The sequence below is a fragment of the Caulobacter sp. RHG1 genome, from assembly GCF_013181195.1.
GTDB lineage: Bacteria > Pseudomonadota > Alphaproteobacteria > Caulobacterales > Caulobacteraceae > Caulobacter.
On the sequence record NZ_SMZP01000003.1, the window covers coordinates 583,993 to 603,076 of the forward strand.

A 19,084-nucleotide genomic window follows, 5' to 3' on the forward strand; every position below is an offset into this window, starting at 1 on the left:
ATCTGGAAACAGTCGGTTACACCATTTGGCTCGAAATCGCCGCGAACGGGTCCTAGAGAGCGCGACATGAGCATGCCCTTCATCGACCTCGCCGCGCAGCAGCGCCGGATTCGCGACAAGATCGACGCCGCGATCGCCACGGTGCTGGACAGCGGCGCCTATGTCATGGGTCCGCAGGTTCGTGAGTTCGAGGCCAAGCTGGCCGCGTTCGGCGAGGCCAAGCTGGCCTTGTCCTGCGCCAATGGCACCGACGCCATCGCCCTGCCGCTGATGGCCTGGGGCGTGGGGCCGGGCGACGCGGTGTTCTGCCCGTCCTTCACCTTCGCCGCGACGCCGGAAGTCGTGCCGTGGGTCGATGCGACGCCGGTGTTCGTCGACATCCTGCCCGACACCTTCAACCTCGACCCCGCCAAGCTGGAAGCCGCCATTGCTGGCGTGAAGGCCGACGGCAAGCTGATCCCCAAGGTGGTCATCGCCGTCGACCTGTTCGGCCAGCCCGCCGACTATCCGGCCATCAAGGCGATCTGCGACCGGGAAGGCCTGAAGCTGATCGCCGACAGCGCCCAGGGCTTCGGCTGCACGCTGGACGGCAAGCACCCGCTGCATTGGGCCGATGTGGCCACCACCAGCTTCTTCCCGGCCAAGCCGCTGGGTTGCTACGGCGACGGCGGGGCGGTGCTGACCAATGATCCGGTGCTGTGGGACCTGATGGACAGCTACCGCGTCCATGGCAAGGCGGTCGGTCCGGACTTGGAAGGCAAGTCCTTCGACCACGATCCGAAATATCTGAACACCCGCATCGGCATGAACTCGCGGCTGGACACCCTCCAGGCGGCGATCCTGATCGAGAAGCTGGCGATCTTTGCCGAGGAAATCACGCTGCGCCAGGCCGTGGCCGATCGCTATGCGCAGGGCCTGAAGGGCGCGGTGCTGGCCACGCCGGGCGTGATCGACGGCGGCGTCTCGGTCTGGGCCCAGTACGTGATCGAGCACGAGAACCGCGATGGCCTGGCCGCGCATCTGAAGGCGGAAGGGATCCCGACGGCGGTCTACTATCCCGTTCCGATGCACGTGCAGGCGCCCTATGCGGCCTTCCCGCGCGGCGCTGGCGGCCTGCCGGTGACGGAAGCCAAAGCCGAGACCGTGCTGGCCCTGCCGATGCACCCCTATCTGGGCCAGGCCGATCAGCAGAAGATCATCGACGCCATCGTGACCTTTAAGGGCTAGGCGGCGGCCAGACGGCGGCGGCGCAGCAGGTTCATCGCCTGCAGGCCCGTCGCCGAGGCGGTCAGGGCCACGGCCATGGCGCAGACGCCGGTCCAGCCGGCGGATTTCCAAAGCATCACCGCGACGGCCGAGCCGGCTGCGCCGCCGACGAACATGCCGCCCATGAAGACGGTGTTCAGCCGGGCGCGCGCTTCAGGCCGTAGGGCGTAGACGATGTGCTGGTTGGAGACGAGGACGCTCTGGATCGCGAAGTCCAGCAGGATGACCCCGACCACCAGGCCGGCCACGCCCGGCCAGAAGCCCAGGATCAGCCAGGACAGCAGGGCCAGGGCCGCGCCGGCGGCGATGATCGGGCGCGGGCCGCGCTTGTCGGCGATGCGGCCGGCCAGGGGCGCGGCGAGGATGCCCACCGCGCCGATCACCCCGAACAGGCCGGCGATGTCCGAGCCCAGGTGGTAGCTCTGCAGATGCAGGGCCAGGATGGTCCAGAACGACGTGAAGGTCGCAAACAGCAGGGCCTGGGTGACGACGGCCAGGCGCAGCGAGCCGAACTCGGACCACAGGCGGCCCAGCGAGATCATCAGTGTGACGTAGGAGAGGCCGCCCTGCGGATGGCTGCGCGGCAGCTTCATCGCCATCCAGCCGCCGGCCGCCAAGGCCACCGGCGTCGCCAGCCAGAACATCGCCCGCCAGCCAGCATGGGCGGCGACGAAGCCGGCCAGGGTGCGTGACAGCAGGATGCCGCACAACAGGCCTGCCATTACCGTGCCCACCGTCGCGCCGCGTTTTTCGGGCGAGGCCAGGTGGGCGGCGAACGGTACGATCTGCTGGGCCACGGTCGCCGCCGCGCCCAGGAGCAGCGAGGCGACGATCATCAGGCCTGGGGTCGGGGCCAGGGCGGTCGCGACCAGCGCCAGGGCCAGGGCCAGAAACTGGAAGGCGATCAGCTTGCGACGCTCGATCAGGTCGCCCAGCGGCACCAGCAGGAAGAGGCCCGCCGCATAGCCAGCCTGGGTCGCGGTCGGGATCATCGCCGTGGCCTGACCGGGCATGTCGCGCAGCATCAGGCCCAGCGTCGGCTGGCTATAGTAGATGTTGGCGACGGCGATGCCGGTGGCGGCGGCCATGGCCAGGGTCAGGCCGCGGCTCAGTCCGCCGGTTTGGGAAGCTTGGATCATTGCGGCGGCTATATAGGCCTTTCCGCCTACAATGCGATGGCCACCGTTGGCTTGATCAACGACAAGCCCTATATCGCCCCCGTTGCGTCTCGCCGGATCCGGGGCGTCGGATCCGCGAGAAATCCCATGTCAGACACAACGCCTTCGCCGCATCCCGGCATGGGCTTCAAGCAATTCGTCGCCCTGATCGCGGCGATGATGGCCACCAACGCCCTGGCCATCGACTCCATGCTTCCGGCCTTGCCCAATATCGGCGAGCACCTGGGCATGGCCGACGAGAACGCCCGCCAGTGGGTGATCACCTCGTACCTGCTGGGCTTTGGCGTGGCGCAGCTGGCCTATGGCTCGCTGGCCGACCGCTACGGCCGCAAGCCGGTGATCCTGGCCGGCCTGGCGCTCTACACCGTGTTCGCCGCCCTGTGCGCCTTCGCCACCACCTTCGACATGCTGCTGCTGGCCCGCTTCCTGTGTGGCCTGGGCGCGGCGGCGACGCGGGTGCTGACGGTGTCGATCGTCCGCGACTGCTATGCCGGCCGTCAGATGGCGCGGGTGATGTCGCTGGTGTTCATCGTCTTCCTCGCCGTGCCGATCATCGCCCCGGCCCTGGGCCAGGCGGTGATGCTGTTCGCCTCCTGGCGCTGGATCTTCGGCGTCCTGGCGTTGTCGGGCGTGGCGGTGATGATCTGGACCGTGCTGAAGCTGCCCGAGACCCAGCACGTCGAAGACCGTATCCCGATCTCGGTGAAGGGTATCGGTTCGGCCTTCAAGGTCGTCCTGACCAACCGCATGGCCATGGGCTACACGATCGCCTCGGCGCTGGTGCTGTCGGGCCTGTTCGGCTTCCTCAACTCGGCCCAGCAGGTCTTCGCCCAGGTGCTGAACGCCGAGGCGATCTTCCCGCTGGTCTTCGCCTGCATCGCCGGGACCATGGCCGTATCCTCGCTGCTGAACGCGCGGATCGTCGAGAAGCTGGGCATGCGCAAGGTCTCGCACTGGGCGCTGATTGGCTTCATCGCCTTCGCCGCCGTTCACGCCGTGATCGCCATGACCGGCCACGAGACCCTGTGGACCTTCGCCATCATGCAGGGGGGGATGATGTTCTGCTTTGGCCTGACCATGTCCAACTTCGGGGCCATCGCCATGGAGCCCCTGGGCCACGTGGCCGGCGCCGCCGCGTCGCTGCAGGGCTTCATCACCACGATCGGCGGGGCGCTGGCCGGCTTCATGATCGGCCAGAGCTTCAACGGCACCGTGGTGCCGTTGACCCTGGGCTTCGCAGGCTTTGGTCTGGCGGGCTTGCTGACCGTGCTGGCCACGGAGAAGGGCCGTCTGTTCCAGACTACCCACGTGGCTTCAGCGGGTTCAGCCGCGCACTAGGCGTCGGTCCGGGTCCCCGCGCGGTCGAGGGCGGCATAGAGGGCGCGGATGTCCAGCGGCTTGGCCAGCCAGTCCGTCATGCCCGACTCGTGGCAGGCCCGCACCTCGTCTTCGGCCACGCCGGCGCTGAAGCCGATGACCGGGATGTCGCGATTGGGACCGCTGCCGGCGCGCAGGCGGCGGGTGGCTTCGCGGCCGTCCATGCCCGGCATGTTGACGTCCATCAGCACGACGTCGAAGGGCTCGGCCTCCAGGCGCTTGAGCGCTTCCAGGCCGTCGGTGGCGGTGGTCAGGCGCACGCCCAGCGGTTCCAGCACCAAGGCCAGGGTCCGGCGGTTCACCTCGTGGTCGTCGGCGGCCAGGATCCGCATCGCGCCGATGTCGGGCGTCGAGGTTTCGACAGCCTGGGTGCGGCGCGGGACCTCTTCCTCGCGGCCAGCGGGCAAGGTCAGGGTCAGGCGGAAGATCGCCCCCCGCTCGGCGCCGGGCCGTGCGTCCAGCTCACCGCCCATCAGCCGGGCCAGCTGGCGGCTGACGGCCAGGCCCAGGCCGGTGCCGCCATAGGTCCGCGCCGTTTCCTGCGAGGCTTGCGTGTAGGGCGTGAAGAGCCGGTTCATGACGTCGGTGGCGATGCCGGGGCCGTTGTCCTGCACCTCGATCTCGACGCGCATCTGGTCGCCGCCCACGGGCGTGGTCGTCAGAGCCAGGGCGATGACGCCCTCTTCGGTGAACTTGACCGCGTTGGACAGCAGGTTGTTGAGGATCTGGCGCAGGCGGAACGGGTCGCCTCGCACCCAGGCCGAAGGCTGTTCGCCGGGCGGTTCACGCAAGCACAGGCCCTTGGCCTTGGCGTTGGCGCCCCAGAAACGGGTGGCGTCGCGGATCGCGCCCAGCACGTCGAAGTCTCGGTCTTCCAGGCTCATGGCCCGGGCCTCGATCTTGGCCTGGTCCAGCATGTCGGTCAGCAGGCCGGTCATCAGATGGCCGGCGTCGATGATCAGGTCGGCAGTGGCGTAGGTCTGGGTCGGGCTGGTCCCGGCGCGGATCAGGTGGGCGCCGGCCTGGATCGCCGACAGCGGGGTGCGCAGCTCGTGGGAGACGATGGCGGCCATGGCGGTGCGGTCCGACAGGGCTTCCTCGGTCTGGATGCGGCGGCGGTCGGCCTCCTCCCGCGCGGCGACGACGGCGCGGCGGTCGTTGTGCATCCGGCCCCAGATGGTGTGCAGGGCCAGCAGGAAGAAGGCGACGCAGACCGACAGCACGGCGACCTGCTCCTGGGCCGAGCGCCAGGCCATGACCGGCATGCTGATCAAGGCGACCGCATAGGGCGCGGCCCCCAAATAGAACAGCGGCCGGCTGTCGACGCCTGAACCGACATTGTTCAGCGCCCCGCCGACCACGACCATCAGCGCCAAAGCCATCAGGGCGGGCTGGCCGCTGCGCCAGAAGATCAGCACCACCCCGGCGTGGACGGCGGCCATGGCGATCATCGCAAACAGCATGAAGACGACGCGCGCCTCCAGGCGACGGGTCGGGAAGCGGCCCTTGGCGAACGGGCGTACGGCGACGAACTCTAGAAGCTGCACCGACAGGCTGACGGCCACCCAGGGCGCGATCAGGTCCGGGCGGCCGATCAGGCTGAACGCCCAGGAGAGCAGCACGGTCAGGCCGACCCGAGAATAGACTTGCCGGTAGCGTTCGTTGGCGTTGACGGCCAGATGCGGCGTCAGGGACGCTAGGAACGAAGACATGGGCGTAAACTCCCTCGCAACCTTGCGTATGGGCACAAGGCAAACGAGTTGTGAACGCTACCGTCTCAGTCGAGCATGGCCTCTAGCGTTTTGAGTTCGTCGGCTTCCCGCGAGGGTTTGTCCCAGCGGATACGGTTGATGCGCGGGAAGCGCATGGCCACGCCGGACTTGTGTCGGGTCGAGCGCTGCAGGCCCTCGAAGGCGACCTCGAACACCAGGCCAAAGTCCAGGTCGGCGCGCACCGAGCGCACCGGCCCGAAGCGCTCGATCGTGTGGTCGCGGACGAACTTGTCGATCAGCTTCAGCTCCTCGTCGGTGAAGCCGAAATAGGCCTTGCCGACCGGGGTCAGCGCCCGCCGGCCTTCCTCATCCTCGCGCCAGACGCCGAAGGTGTAGTCGGAATAGAAGCTGGAGCGCTTGCCGTGGCCGCGCTGGGCATACATCAGCACCGCGTCGATCAGGTGAGGGTCGCGCTTCCACTTGAACCACGGGCCCTTCGGTCGGCCGGGCTCGTAGACGCTATCGCGGCGCTTGAGCATCAGGCCCTCCGACAGCCGGGCGTCGCCCTCGGGCGGGTCCAGGCGGAGGGCCGCTAGCTCCTCCCAGGTCGAAAACGGCTGCAGCGGCGACAGATCGATGCGTGGCGTCGTCAGTCGGGCGACGAAGGCTTCCAACCGTGCGCGACGCTCCACGAAGGGCAGGGCGCGCAAATCCTCCTCGCCGTCCAGCATCAGGTCGTAGGCGCGAATGCCGGCCGGAAAGCTGGCCAGCTGCTTGCCGTCGACGGTCTTGCGGTTCAGCCGCTGCTGCAGGTCGCCGAACGGGGCCAGGGCGCCGTCGCGCAGGACGAGCAGCTCGCCGTCGATCGCCCCCTCGAAATCCATGGCCTCGATCACGTCGGGGAAGGCGGCGGAGATGTCGTCTCCGGTGCGGGTATAGAGCCGCCGCTCGCCGCGTTCCGCCACGGCCTGCACGCGGATGCCGTCCCATTTCCATTCGGCGATGTAGGCGGCCGGATCCAGCTTGGGAAAGTCGACGTCCTCGTCGATCGGCTGGGCCAGCATCACCGGCCGGAAGCGGCCCGGCGCGTCGGGGGAGGGGCGTTCGGAGCGGCCTTCCAGCCAGGCGAACAGATCACCGTAAGGCGGCTCCAGCGCGTGCCAGATCTCCTCGATCTCGCCGATCTCGACCTGGCCGAAGTTGGCGCAGGCCTGCTTGGCCAGGCGTGAAGACACCCCCACCCGCAGGCCGCCGGTCATCAGTTTCAGCAGCGCCCAGCGGCCGTCGGCGTCCAGGGCGTCCAGCCAGCCCTCGATCAGCCGCTGGACCTCGGGCCGCGAGGCCGTGCGCAGGGCCTCGATGACTTCGGACAGCTCTGGCGGCCGGTTCGCGCCTGGACGCTCCGGCCAGACCAGGGCGACGGTCTCGGCCAGGTCGCCGACATAGTCGTAGGACCAGGCGAACAGCTGGGCGTCCATCCGCGCCTCGACGGCCTTGCGGATGAAGGCCGGCTTGGCGGCGTTGAACGACAGCGCGCCAGTCAGGGCCGCCAGGGCATAGCCGCGATCCGGGTCCGGCGTCTGGCGCAGATGGTCCTGGATCAGGGTCAGCTTGGCGTTGCGAGACGCAGTCAGGGACAGCCGGTCGAGCAGGTGGGCGAAGGCGCGCATGGACATGGAATGTCGAACAGCCCCGGTTCGTTCAGCGGGAGGCTCGCGCAAGAGCGTGTTCGATGCTAGATTAAAACAGATGTTTGAATTTGAGGTCGAGGCGACGATGACCGACGACGCGATCCCCGAGGGCTTCGCCCCGCACACCCGCAAGAGCCCGATCACCCAACCGTGGGAGCCGCTTTACGCCAGGGCCGAGCCGGACCGGCTGGTGCTGGCGACTCGGATTCGTGAGGCGCACTGCAATTCTCGGAACATGCCGCATGGCGGCTTCCTGGCGGCCCTGGCCGACAACGCCATGGGCCTGTCGCTGGGCGCGAACTTGGCGACTGCGGGCTTCTCCGCCGGCGGCCTGGTCACGGTGTCGCTGACCCTGGACTATCTAGGCTCGGCGAAGCTGGGCCAATGGCTCGAATTCGACACCGACTTCATCAAGCTGGGTCGGTCGATCTGCTTCGCCGAGGCGACGGTGCGCGCGGACGGGGTCCCCGTCGCGCGCGCCCGTGCAACCTTCAAGCTGCTCGAAGCTAAAGCCGCAGCCTGATTCTGGCGCGCATTTGGCGGACGAAAGCGCCCACACTTTCACCCAATGCGCTTATGCCCGCTCGTGCACCGCTTCCTCGGCCGCCAGCGGCTGAGACAGGCGGCTGATCATTTCCTTCGGGCAGACCTGCCAGAACTGATCCCGTACGCGGTCCCAGTCCCGGAGGAGCGACGCCGCGAAAGCGGAGTCGGTCTCGCGGGCATGTTCGGCGATCAGCGAGCGCAGCACGCCTTCCCAATAGGGCGAGGCCAGGCGCTGCACGACGATGCTGTCGGGGTTGATGTTGTCCTGGAAGCGATCGTGCTGGTCGAGCACGAAGGCCATGCCGCCGGTCATGCCGGCCCCGAAGTTGCTGCCCGTCGGACCCAGGATCACCACCTGGCCGCCGGTCATGTACTCGCAGCCGTTGGCGCCGCAGCCTTCGACCACCGTCACCGCGCCCGAGTTGCGGACGGCGAAGCGTTCGCCGGCCTGGCCCGCCGCGAACAGTCGGCCCGAGGTGGCGCCGAACAGCACGGTGTTGCCGATCAGGGCGTTGGTCTCCGGCGCCGCCAGGCCGCGCGCGGGCTTGATGACGATCGTCGCGCCCGACAGGCCCTTGCCGACATAGTCGTTGGCCTCGCCGGTCAGTTCGATACGCAGGCCCTGGACCGCGAAGGCGCCCAGGCTCTGGCCTGCCGAGCCCTTCAGCTGGACGGTCAGGTGGCCCGAAGGCAGACCCTTCATGCCGAACTTGCGGACGATGTGGCTGGACGTGCGGGTGCCGATGGTGCGGGCGGTGCTGCGGACCGTGTAGGTCAGCTGCATCTTCTCGCCGCGCTCCAGCAGCGGGGCGGCGTCGCGGACGATCTGGGCGTCCAGCGTGTCCGGCACCGCGTTGCGGCCGACGACCGTGTTGTACGGCTTGTTCGAGCCAGGATCGGCGCGGACCAGCAGCGGGTTGAGGTCGAGGTCGTCGAGGTGCTCGCCGCCGCGGCTGACCTGGGCCAGCAGGTCGGTGCGGCCGACGATTTCCTGCAGGCTCTTGAAGCCCAGGCCCGCCAGGATCTCGCGGACTTCTTCAGCCACGAAGGTGAAGAGGTTGATGACCTTGTCCGGCGTGCCGGTGAACTTGGCGCGCAGGGCCTCGTCCTGGGTGCAGACGCCTACGGGGCAGGTGTTGGAGTGGCACTGGCGCACCATGATGCAGCCCATGGCCACCAGCGAGGCGGTGCCGATGCCGAACTCCTCGGCGCCCATCATCGCGGCGATGACCACGTCGCGGCCCGTGCGCATGCCGCCGTCGGCCCGTAGGACCACGGAGTGGCGCAGGTTGTTCAGGGTCAGCACCTGGTTGGCTTCCGACAGGCCCATCTCCCACGGACCGCCGGCGTACTTGACCGAGGTCTGGGGCGAGGCGCCCGTGCCGCCGACGCCGCCGGCGACCAGGATCACGTCGGCCTTGGCCTTGGCGACGCCAGCGGCGATGGCGCCGATGCCGGTGGCCGCGACCAGCTTGACCGTGACCCGGGCGACCGGGTTGATCTGCTTCAGGTCATAGATGAGCTGGGCCAGGTCCTCGATCGAGTAGATGTCGTGGTGCGGCGGCGGGCTGATCAGCATCACGCCGGGCGTCGAGTGACGCAGGCGGGCGATCATCTCGGTGACCTTGAAGCCGGGCAGCTGGCCGCCCTCGCCGGGCTTGGCGCCCTGGGCGACCTTGATCTCCAGCTCGACGCACTGGTTCAGATATTCGGCGGTGACGCCGAAGCGGCCCGAAGCGACCTGCTTGATGGCGCTGTTGGGGTTGTCGCCGTTGGGCAGCGGCTTGTAGCGCGCGCTGTCCTCGCCGCCTTCGCCCGAGACCGAGCGGGCGCCGATGCGGTTCATGGCGATGTTCAGGGCGCCGTGGGCCTCGGGGCTCAGCGCCCCCAGGCTCATGCCCGGCGTGACGAAGCGCTTGCGGATCTCGTTGACGCTTTCGACGTCGTCGGTCGAGATCGGGTTGCGGTCCGAGCGCCAGTCCAAGAGGTCGCGCAGCTGGATCGGCTTTTGCGTGCGCAGGCCGTTGGACCAGCGGCGATAGAGCTCGAAATCGCCGGTGTCGCAGGCCGTCTGCAGGGTGTGCATCAGGCGGGCTTCGAAGGCGTGGGCCTCGCCCGAGCGGCGCAGCTTGTAGAGGCCGCCGACCGGCAGGGTGACGGCGGCGGTGTTCCAGGCCTTGCGGTGCAGTTCGACCGTCTTGCTCTCGATGCCGGCCAAGCCGATGCCCGAGATGCGCGAGGGCATGCCGGGGAAGAACTCGGCGGCCATGGCGCGCGACAGGCCGACGGCTTCGAAGTTGTAGCCGCCGCGGTACGAGGAGATGACGCTGATGCCCATCTTCGAGATGATCTTCAGCAGGCCGCCCTCGATGGCGCCCTTGAAGTTCAGGCAGACGTCCTTGAGCGTCTTGTCGCCGACCAGGCCGCGCTCCAGGCGATCCTGGAAGCTTTCCTGGGCCAGATAGGCGTTGACCGCCGTGGCCCCGACGCCGACCAGCACCGCGAAGTAGTGGGTGTCCAGGCACTCGGCCGAACGGACCACGATCGACACGTACGAACGCAGGCCCTTGGCGACCAGGTGGGCGTGGACGCCGCCCGTAGCGAGGATCATCGGCAGGGCCACGCGGCCCTCATCGCTGGCCTCGTCGGTCAGGACGATGGCGCCGCAGCCGCGCAGGACGGCGTCCTCGGCCTCAGCCCGGATGCGGTCGAGGTTGGCGCGCAGGGCGTCGCCGGCCCGGGCCTCGGCGGCCGGCAGCGGCATCGTGCAGTCGATGACCGCGACGTTCTTCTCGCCCAGCAGCTCGTGGATGCGGATGTACATGCCGGTGGTCAGCACGGGGCTTTCCAGCACGTAGACGTCCGCCTGCGCCGCGTCCTGCGCGAGAATGTTGCCCAGGTTCTTGAACCGGGTCTTCAGGCTCATGACGCCGGTTTCCCGCAGGGGGTCGATCGGCGGGTTGGTCACCTGGCTGAAGTTCTGGCGGAAGAAGTGGCTGAGCGGACGGTACTTCTCCGACAGCACCGCCAGCGGGGTGTCGTCGCCCATCGAGCCGACGGCTTCCTTGCCCTCTTCGACCATCGGGGCCAGGACCATTTCCAGGTCTTCCAGCGAATAGCCGGCGGCTGCCTGGCGGCGGGTCAGCTCTTCACGGCCGTACTTGCGCGGCTCGGGACCGGGCGCGATCTCCTTTTCGAGATCGACCATGTTGCCCAGCCACTCGGTGTAGGGGTGGCGGCCGGCCAGTTCGTCGATGATCTCGTCTTCGCCGTAGAGGCGGCCCTCGGCCAGGTCGATGGCCAGCATGCGGCCCGGCGCGATGGCCAGCTTGCGGGTGATGCGGCTTTCTTCGACGCCGCACATGCCCGCTTCCGAGCCCATGATCACCAGGCCGTCGTCGGTATAGGCCACGCGCAGCGGACGCAGGCCCGAGCGGTCCTTGCCGGCCACGACCCAGCGGCCGTCGGTGGCGCACAGGGCGGCCGGACCGTCCCACGGCTCCATCACGGCGTTACAGTAGGAATAGAGCGCCTTGTGGGCGTCCTTCATCTTCGGGTTCGAGGCCTCGGGTACGAGGAGGGCCTTGGCCATCGGCGCGTCGCGACCGGCGCGGACCAGCACCTCGAAGGTGTTGTCCAGGTTGGCGCTGTCGGAGGCCCCCGGCTGGATCACCGGCTTCACGTCGTCCCCGAACTCACCGAAGGCCTGGGCGGCCATCTTGATCTCGTGGGACTTCATCCAGTTGATGTTGCCCTTGATGGTGTTGATCTCGCCGTTGTGGGCGAGCATCCGGAAGGGCTGGGCCAGACGCCACTGCGGGAAGGTGTTGGTCGAATAGCGCTGGTGGAAGATCGCCACCGCGGCGGTGAAGCGCTCGTCCTTCAGGTCGGGATAGAACTCGTCGATCGCCTCGGCCAGGAACATGCCCTTGTAGATCAGCGACTTGGCCGACAGCGAGCAGATGTAGAAGTCGGTGATGTTCTGGGCGTGGACGCGCTTTTCGATGCGCTTGCGGCACAGGAACAGGGCGCGCTCCAGCGCCTCGCCTTCCAGGCCGGCCGGACCGGCCAGCATGATCTGCTCGATTTCCGGACGTGTGGCGTTGGCCTTCTCGCCGATCACCGAGGTGTCGACCGGCACCTGGCGCCAGCCATAGATGTAGAAGCCAAAGCGCAGGGCCTCGGCCTCGACGATCGTGCGGCAGGTCTCCTGGGCGCCCAGGTCGGTGCGCGGCAGGAAGATCTGGCCGACGGCGATCGGGCCCTGGCGCAGGGCGTGGCCGGTGCGGCGCACCTGATCGATGAAGAAGTCCTGCGGAACGCTGACCAGCACGCCGGCGCCGTCGCCGGTCTTGCCGTCGGCGTCCACGGCGCCGCGGTGCCACAGGGCCTTCAAGGCCTTGATCGCCAGTTCGACGACCTCGCGGCGCGGCTGGCCGTCGATGGCGCAGACCAGGCCGACGCCGCAGGCGTCGCGCTCGGTGGTCGGGTCATAGGCGTGACCGTCGATCAGCGCCTGGCGGTTCTTCAGATAGAGGTCCATCTCGCTCATGGTCTTGCGGTCCTCTTCTTATTCCGCCGCGATCAGCGCGGGCGCGCCGACCTTGGCCTGCAGGTAACGATGGATGGCGTCGGCGGCGTCGCGGCCGTCCTTGATCGCCCAGACGACGAGCGAGGCGCCGCGCACGATGTCGCCGGCGGCGAACACGCCGTCGAGATTGGTCATCTGGTTGCGGACGTCGGCCTTGACCGTGCCCCAGCGCGTGACCTTCAGGTCGGGGGCCGACCATTGCTCGGGCAGGTTCTCAGGCTCGAAGCCCAAGGCCTTCAGCACCAGCTGGGCCGGGCGATCGAAGTCGCCGCCGGGGATTTCCTCGGGGCTCTGGCGGCCCGAGGCGTCCGGGGCGCCCAGGCGCATGCGGATGGCGCGCACGCCGGTGACGGCCTCGGCTTCGCCCGACAGGGCGCGCGGGGCGGCCAGCCATTCGAAGGCCGCGCCTTCTTCCTCGGCGTTGGCCACTTCGCGCATCGAGCCGGGCATGTTGGCCTTGTCGCGGCGATAGAGGCAGGTGACCGAGGCCGCGCCTTGGCGCAGGGCCGTGCGGACGCAGTCCATGGCGGTGTCGCCGCCGCCGATCACCACGACGTCCTTGCCCTGCGCGTTCAGCTCGCCCGACTCGAAGGCCGGCACGGTGTCGCCCAGGTTCAGGCGGTTGGAGGCGATCAGATAGTCCAGCGCGGGCGAGACGCCCTTGCTGCCGCCGCCGGGGACGGTCAGGTCGCGGGCGGCATAGACGCCGACGGCGATCAGCACGGCGTCGTGCTTCTGGCGCAGGTCTTCCAGCGTCGCATCCTTGCCGACTTCAAAACCGAGCTTGAAGACGACGCCGCCATCGGCCAGGCGCTGGGTGCGGCGCTCGACGACGTCCTTCTCCAGCTTGAAGCCGGGGATGCCGTAGATCAGCAGGCCGCCGGCCCGGTCGTGGCGGTCATAGACGGTGACGTCGTAGCCGGCTTCGCGCAGCTTCTCGGCAGCGGCCAGGCCGGCCGGACCCGCGCCGACGACGCCGACCGACTGGCCACGGGCGGGACCAGCCACGAGCGGCTTCACCCAGCCCAGTTCCCAGGCCTTGTCCGACAGGTAACGCTCGACCGAACCGATCGTCACGGTGCCGTGACCCGACTGCTCTATGACGCAGTTGCCTTCGCACAGGCGGTCCTGGGGGCAGATTCTGCCGCAGACTTCCGGCATCGAATTGGTCGCCTGCGACAGGGCGTAGGCTTCTTCCAGGCGGCCTTCGGCCGTCATTCGCAGCCAGTCAGGGATGTTGTTGTGCAGAGGGCAGTGGGTCTGACAGAACGGCACGCCGCACTGCGAGCAGCGCGAGGCCTGCTCGGTGGCCTTGGCGTCGATGAAGTCGGCGTAGATCTCGTGGAAGTCGCCCGAACGCTCGGCAGCCGCGCGCTTTTCAGGCGTCGTGCGGGCTACCGTCGTGAATTTCAGCATGCGCTCGGCCATGCGACTTTCCTCGTCTTCGCCCAGGGGTTTCCATTGGGAGAAAAATTGCTCTGGTCGGCCTCTTACGGACTCTTCGAGGCAAGAAAAATGTGTTGGTCAAATATGTAGACTTATATATCCGCGTCTTGGGTGGGGTCTTTGAGATCGACTCGCAGCTAAGGCAAAAAGTGGTCCACTTTGTGGATTAACGACGTATTTACCGTAGAAGGCGCACGCCGGGGCCAACGTCTGAATGGCAAGCGTCGAAAACGCAGGTGGGGATTTCCATGCCGGATTGGCTGATCGCACTCGTACTGGGCCTGATCGAGGGCCTGACCGAATTCATCCCGGTCTCGTCGACCGGCCACCTGTTGCTGGCGGGGCATTTCATGGGCTTCCACAGCCCGGGCAACACTTTCCAGGTGCTGATCCAGCTGGGCGCGATCCTGGCGATCACCAGCGTCTATTTCGGCCGCCTGTGGGGTCTTCTGACCACCCTGCCGACCGATCCGGGCTCGCGTCGGTTCGTGATCGGCATCCTGCTGGCCTTCCTGCCGGCGGTGTTCATCGGGGTTCTGGCCCACGACTTCATCAAGACCGTGCTCTATGAGAGCCCGACCCTGGTCTGCACCACCCTGATCGTCGGCGGCTTCATCCTGCTGGGCCTGGACCGCATGAAGTTCGAGCCGCGCTATACCGATGTGTCGCAGTACCCGCTGAAGACGGCCTTCATCATCGGCGTCTTCCAGTGCCTGGCCCTGGTGCCGGGCGTCTCACGCTCTGGCGCGACGATCGCCGGGGCGCTGCTGCTGAAGTGCGATAAGCGCTCGGCCGCCGAGTTCAGCTTCTTCCTGGCCATGCCGACCATGGCCGGCGCCTTCGCCTACGACCTCTACAAGAACATCGACCTGCTCAGCGCCAAGGACATCAACCTGATCGCCATCGGCTTCGTCGCTGCGCTGATCTCGGGCGTGTTCGTGGTGAAATCGCTGCTGAACTTCATCACCCGCCACGGCTTCGCGCCGTTCGCCTATTGGCGGATCGCGGTGGGCGTGGTGGGCCTCGCGGCGCTGTACATCCCGCGATAGTCGGCAGCCATTCCAAAGTCCGATCTTCCCGGCGAAGGCCGGGATCCAGATCGTATGGCTGTGAAATTCGCGCAAAGACGCCCGCGATCCTATCCGGACCGCGGGCGCTCTTGCATCTGGGTCCCGGCTTTCGCCGGGAAAGCGGTTCTGGCTAGAACGCGCCCGCCGGGGTCTCGGCGTACTGGCCGCCCTTGCGGTAGCGGTAGAGGTAGGACGGAACCACGGCCTCGACGGCGGTGGGCGCGACGCCCAGCTCGCCCAGACCCGGCAGGCCGGCCTCGGCGACATTGTCGGCCTTCAGCATCTCGACCTGGTCGGTGGTCAGGGGCGGGGCCCACGGGATCAGCGAGGCCTGCAGGTCGCCCAGCGCGCCGATCAGGCCGGCGATCTGGAACGGCAGCGGGGCCAGCGGGCGGTTGCGGCCGGTCTCGGTCAGCACGAACTGCATGATCTCGCGCATCGTGAAGACGGCCGGGCCGCCCAGCTCGTAGGTTTGGCCGACAGCGCCCGCGCTGACGATCTTGCCGATCGCCGCGGCGACGTCGCCGACGAACACCGGCTGGACGCGGCTGTCGCCGCCGACTACCGGCATGATCGGCGACAGGGCGGCGATCTGAGCGAACTTGTTGAAGAACTTGTCGTCGACGCCGAACACCAGCGACGGGCGCACGATGGTCGCGTCCGGGAAGGCGGCGCGCACGGCCTGTTCGCCTTCGGCCTTGGTCCGGAAGTATTTCGACCCGGAGTCGGCGTTGGCGCCCAGGGCGCTGACGTGGACCAGCTGCTTGACGCCGGCTCGGGCGGCGGCCTGCGCCACGTTCTGGGCGGCCATGACGTGGACCGACTGGAACTTCTGGCGGCCGCTCTCCCAGAGCACGCCCACCAGGTTCACGCAGGCCTCGGCGCCGTCCAGCGCGCGGGCCACGGAGGCCGGGTTGCGGACATTGGCCTGGAAGACCTCGATCTGGCCGACATCGCCCAGCATGCGCATGCGATAGGCCAGGTTCGGCTGGCGCACGGCGACCCGCACGCGATGGCCCGCCTTGGCGAGGGCGCGCACGACCTGGCTGCCCACAAAACCGGTGCCGCCGAACACCGTGACAAGACCCTGCATCTTCATTCCTCGTCGCAAGACATAGAGGGGGAATTAGACGACTGGGGCGTTGTCCGCAACGAAATCACGATTTGTCGTTTTTGCCTGTTGACGCGGCCAGAAGCTGCCCCTAAACGTCCCGGCCTCGCAGCGACCTACCCGGTTGCGCAGCGGGCCCAGGTGGCGGAATTGGTAGACGCGCTGGCTTCAGGTGCCAGTGACCGAAAGGTCGTGGAGGTTCGAGTCCTCTCCTGGGCACCACCCCTATTTGCTTCGATTGTGAAGCGAAGGGGTGGCGCCAACTTCCTCAAAAGTTAGATATCCCGTTCATCGCGAGTATATGTATCGCGCGCCTATAACGGGCGTGTGGTTCGGTGCGTTCTACACGCGACCTTCGCCGGAGATGTCTGAGACTTGGCCAATTTCGTTCACGAGGGCGACCTGCCCGACGGCGTGTTCGCGGGTGCGAGCACCATTGCGATCGATTCCGAGACCATGGGCCTGCGCCTGGGCCGCGACCCGCTGTGCGTCGTGCAACTGTCGTCGGGCGACGGCAACGCCCACGTCGTGCGCCTGGACCGCTCGACCTACGACTGCCCGAACCTGAAGGCTCTGCTGACCGATCCGGCCGTCCTGAAGCTTTTTCACTTCGGACGCTTTGATATCGCCATGTTCGAGCTCCATCTGGGTGTCGTGACCGCACCCGTCTACTGCACCAAGATCGCCTCGAAGCTGGCGCGCACCTACACCGACCGCCACGGCCTGAAGGACGTGTCGCGCGAGCTGCTGGGCGTGGAGTTGTCGAAGGTGCAGCAGTCGTCGGACTGGGGCGCGCCCACGCTGAGCGCCGACCAAGTGGCCTATGCCGCCTCGGACGTGTTGCACCTGCATGCGCTGCGCGACCGCCTGAACCTCATGCTGCAACGCGAGGGCCGCATGGCCCTGGCCGACGCCGCCTTCGCCTATCTCCCCCACCGCGCCTCGCTGGATCTGGCCGGGTGGGAGGACGTCGACATCTTCGCCCATAGCTAGAGGTCGACACAGACGATGCACCCTGCCGCGGCCATGACCGGACGAGCGATGAGCGCCGACCTCGCGCGCTGGCGCCGCCGCTCGCGCCGGGTGCTGGCTGCGCGCATCGTCCTGCCCGCCGCGATCGCAGGGCTGCTGCTGGTGGTCATCGTCCAGGTCGGCTGGCGCACCTACATGGCCGCTACCCACCCGCCTGCCGAGGCCAAGACCGAGATCCGCCTGATCACGCCGCGCTTCTACGGTCAGTCGACCGACGGCCGGAGCTTCATGATCACGGCCCGTTCGGCGATCCGCGACGACAACGATCTGCGCCGGATCATTCTCGATGAGCCGGCCCTGACCCTGGACCTGGGCTCGCCGACCCCGACGCGGATGACGGCCAAGAACGGCGTCTATCGTCAGGACGACTTCAGTCTGAACCTGAAGAACGACGTCCGGCTGGACGATGGCGCCGGTTACCGGTTCGCGTCCGAGCAGTCGCTGGTCGACACGCGGACCGGCGATGTCACGGGCGACACGGTGATGAGCGGCGAAGGCCCCACGGGGCAGGTGCAATCCAGCGCCTACTCCGTATATGACAAGGGCGATCGCATCGTTTTCCGCGGCGGGGTTCGCGCGCGCCTCGAACGGCAGTAAAGAACAGTTGAATGGCGCAGGTTCGTATCGAAAGCGGACTGCGACGGATGAGGAACATGGTTCTGATGAAGCGATGGACGGCGGCGGCGACGACCGCGTTGATCCTGGCTGCGATGGCCGCGGGTGCGGCTCACGCTCGACAAAGCGCCTCGAGCGCGCCGATCGACGTGGCCGCCAACAACCAGGAAACGATCAACAGCAAGTGCATCACGATCTTCAGCGGCAACGTTGAGATCCTGCAGAACCGCTCGCGCATGCGCGCCGACAAGGTCACGGTCTACAGCGCCAAGCGGCCGGGGGCCGAAAGCGGCTGCGGCAACGCCCAGCGCATGGAAGCCGAGGGCAGCGTCTATATCGTCAGCGAGAACCAGCAGGCGCGCGGTGACCGCGCCGTCTACACCTTCGACAACAGCATCGCGATCGTGACCGGCGACGTGGTGCTGGTGAAGGGCAAGGACGTGGCCCGCGGCGACCGCCTGACGGTCAACACCAAGACCAACGACGCCAAGCTGGAATCCACGGCCAAGGGTCGTGGCACGCCGCGTCGGGTCCGTGCTGTGTTCTACCAGAACGAAGACAAGACGGCCGCCGCCCCGGCCCCGGCCGAACAGCGCCCGTAAGAAGCGTCCACGAGAAGATTAGGCGACCGTCCATGACCCTGACCTCCAACGACATGGACGGCCTGTTCGTCGATTCCGTCGGCAAGTCGTTCGGCGACCGCCCGGTCGTCAAGAACGTCTCCCTGCGCCTCAAGCGCGGCGAGGTCGCGGGCCTGCTAGGTCCCAACGGCGCCGGCAAGACCACCTGCTTCTACATGGTCACCGGCCTGATCGCCGCCGACTACGGCGCGATCTATCTGGACGGCGAGAACATCACCGCCCAGCCGATGTTCCAGCGCGCCCGCCTCGGGGTCGGCTACCTGCCGCAGGAAGCCTCGATCTTCCGCGGCATGACCGTCGAGCAGAACGTCATGGCCGTGGTCGAAATGCGCCAGAAGGACTCACGCAAGGCGCGCGAGCAGGTCACCAGCATCCTGGAAGAGCTGCGCATCACCCACATCCGCAAGTCGCCGGCCGTCGCCCTGTCGGGCGGTGAGCGCCGCCGCGTGGAAATCGCCCGCGCCCTGGCCAGCGAGCCATCGTTCATGCTGTTGGACGAACCCTTCGCCGGCATCGATCCCCTGGCCATTGCCGACATCCGTGAGGTCATCGGCTACCTCAAGGGCCGCGGCATCGGCATTCTGATCACCGACCACAACGTGCGCGAGACGCTGGACATCATCGACCGCGCCTCGATCATCCACGCCGGCGAGGTCCTCTTCGAAGGCTCGCCGCGCGAGATCGTCGAGAACCCGGAAGTTAAGCGCGTCTATCTGGGCGACAGCTTCAGCGAGCCTCGGCTGGGCGACTAAATGCGCGCAGGGGTGGGCAAAAGGCGCCTGCGTCATCGCTCCGCACGCTGATCAAG

14 protein-coding genes and 1 tRNA gene are annotated in these 19,084 nt (G+C 67.6%); 9 read left to right on the top strand and 6 right to left on the bottom strand.

All coding sequences use genetic code 11. The features are described from left to right. The first annotated feature begins 66 nt into the window (after window positions 1-66). On the top strand, window positions 67-1,227 hold the full coding sequence (locus E1H18_RS10560) for a DegT/DnrJ/EryC1/StrS aminotransferase family protein (protein WP_172267306.1): 1,161 nt from the start codon (window positions 67-69) through the stop codon (window positions 1,225-1,227). Here the strand turns inward: E1H18_RS10560 and E1H18_RS10565 are convergent. Beyond that, window positions 1,224-2,405: an MFS transporter gene (locus E1H18_RS10565; protein WP_172267309.1), complete on the bottom strand. Its 1,182-nt coding sequence runs from the start codon at window positions 2,403-2,405 to the stop codon at window positions 1,224-1,226. The two genes, E1H18_RS10560 and E1H18_RS10565, sit on opposite strands and share 4 nt — an antisense overlap. 126 nt (window positions 2,406-2,531) lie before the next feature. Here E1H18_RS10565 and E1H18_RS10570 point away from each other — a divergent pair, with 126 nt between their 5' ends. Continuing rightward, a complete protein-coding gene (locus E1H18_RS10570; RefSeq protein WP_241735967.1) occupies window positions 2,532-3,782 on the top strand; it encodes a multidrug effflux MFS transporter in 1,251 nt (416 codons plus the stop codon). Here E1H18_RS10570 and E1H18_RS10575 read toward each other — a convergent pair. Beyond that, a complete protein-coding gene (locus E1H18_RS10575; protein WP_172267312.1) occupies window positions 3,779-5,533 on the bottom strand; it encodes an ATP-binding protein in 1,755 nt (584 codons plus the stop codon). The two genes, E1H18_RS10570 and E1H18_RS10575, sit on opposite strands and share 4 nt — an antisense overlap. A gap of 65 nt (window positions 5,534-5,598) precedes the next feature. After that, complete coding sequence (locus tag E1H18_RS10580; protein WP_172267315.1) at window positions 5,599-7,209, bottom strand: cisplatin damage response ATP-dependent DNA ligase; 1,611 nt, start codon at window positions 7,207-7,209, stop codon at window positions 5,599-5,601. A gap of 100 nt (window positions 7,210-7,309) precedes the next feature. On the opposite strand from E1H18_RS10580, the gene E1H18_RS10585 reads away from it, so the two are divergent. Further along, window positions 7,310-7,747 (top strand): PaaI family thioesterase, encoded by a 438-nt coding sequence (locus E1H18_RS10585; RefSeq protein ID WP_172267318.1) that lies wholly within the window; start codon window positions 7,310-7,312, stop codon window positions 7,745-7,747. A 51-nt stretch (window positions 7,748-7,798) separates the two neighbouring features. Here E1H18_RS10585 and gltB read toward each other — a convergent pair whose 3' ends face one another. Next, window positions 7,799-12,322, bottom strand: a complete 4,524-nt coding sequence (gene gltB / locus E1H18_RS10590) for a glutamate synthase large subunit (protein WP_172267321.1) — start codon at window positions 12,320-12,322, stop codon at window positions 7,799-7,801. A gap of 18 nt (window positions 12,323-12,340) precedes the next feature. Continuing rightward, window positions 12,341-13,789, bottom strand: a complete 1,449-nt coding sequence (locus E1H18_RS10595; protein WP_172267324.1) for an NAD(P)-dependent oxidoreductase — start codon at window positions 13,787-13,789, stop codon at window positions 12,341-12,343. Between the two features lie 266 nt (window positions 13,790-14,055). Here E1H18_RS10595 and E1H18_RS10600 point away from each other — a divergent pair, with 266 nt between their 5' ends. Next, window positions 14,056-14,856 carry an undecaprenyl-diphosphate phosphatase gene (locus tag E1H18_RS10600; protein WP_172267327.1) on the top strand — a complete coding sequence of 267 codons (801 nt, stop codon included), beginning with the start codon at window positions 14,056-14,058 and terminating at the stop codon, window positions 14,854-14,856. A gap of 151 nt (window positions 14,857-15,007) precedes the next feature. On the opposite strand, the gene E1H18_RS10605 is transcribed toward E1H18_RS10600, so the two are convergent. Continuing rightward, window positions 15,008-15,970: a complex I NDUFA9 subunit family protein gene (locus E1H18_RS10605; protein WP_172267329.1), complete on the bottom strand. Its 963-nt coding sequence runs from the start codon at window positions 15,968-15,970 to the stop codon at window positions 15,008-15,010. A 153-nt stretch (window positions 15,971-16,123) separates the two neighbouring features. Between E1H18_RS10605 and E1H18_RS10610 the strand changes: the two genes are divergently transcribed. From E1H18_RS10610 to lptB, 5 genes are all read left to right on the top strand, one after another. Then, window positions 16,124-16,210 (top strand) — tRNA-Leu (locus E1H18_RS10610). Window positions 16,211-16,363: 153 nt separating this feature from the next. After that, complete coding sequence (locus E1H18_RS10615) at window positions 16,364-16,981, top strand: ribonuclease D (protein ID WP_172267332.1); 618 nt, start codon at window positions 16,364-16,366, stop codon at window positions 16,979-16,981. Window positions 16,982-16,996: 15 nt separating this feature from the next. Then, entirely contained in the window at window positions 16,997-17,617 is a 621-nt protein-coding gene (gene lptC / locus E1H18_RS10620) for an LPS export ABC transporter periplasmic protein LptC (RefSeq protein WP_172267335.1), read from the top strand. 65 nt (window positions 17,618-17,682) lie between these two features. Beyond that, entirely contained in the window at window positions 17,683-18,237 is a 555-nt protein-coding gene (locus E1H18_RS10625) for an LptA/OstA family protein (protein ID WP_172267705.1), read from the top strand. A 32-nt stretch (window positions 18,238-18,269) separates the two neighbouring features. Continuing rightward, complete coding sequence (gene lptB, locus E1H18_RS10630) at window positions 18,270-19,028, top strand: LPS export ABC transporter ATP-binding protein (protein WP_172267338.1); 759 nt, start codon at window positions 18,270-18,272, stop codon at window positions 19,026-19,028. Window positions 19,029-19,084: the final 56 nt, after the last annotated feature.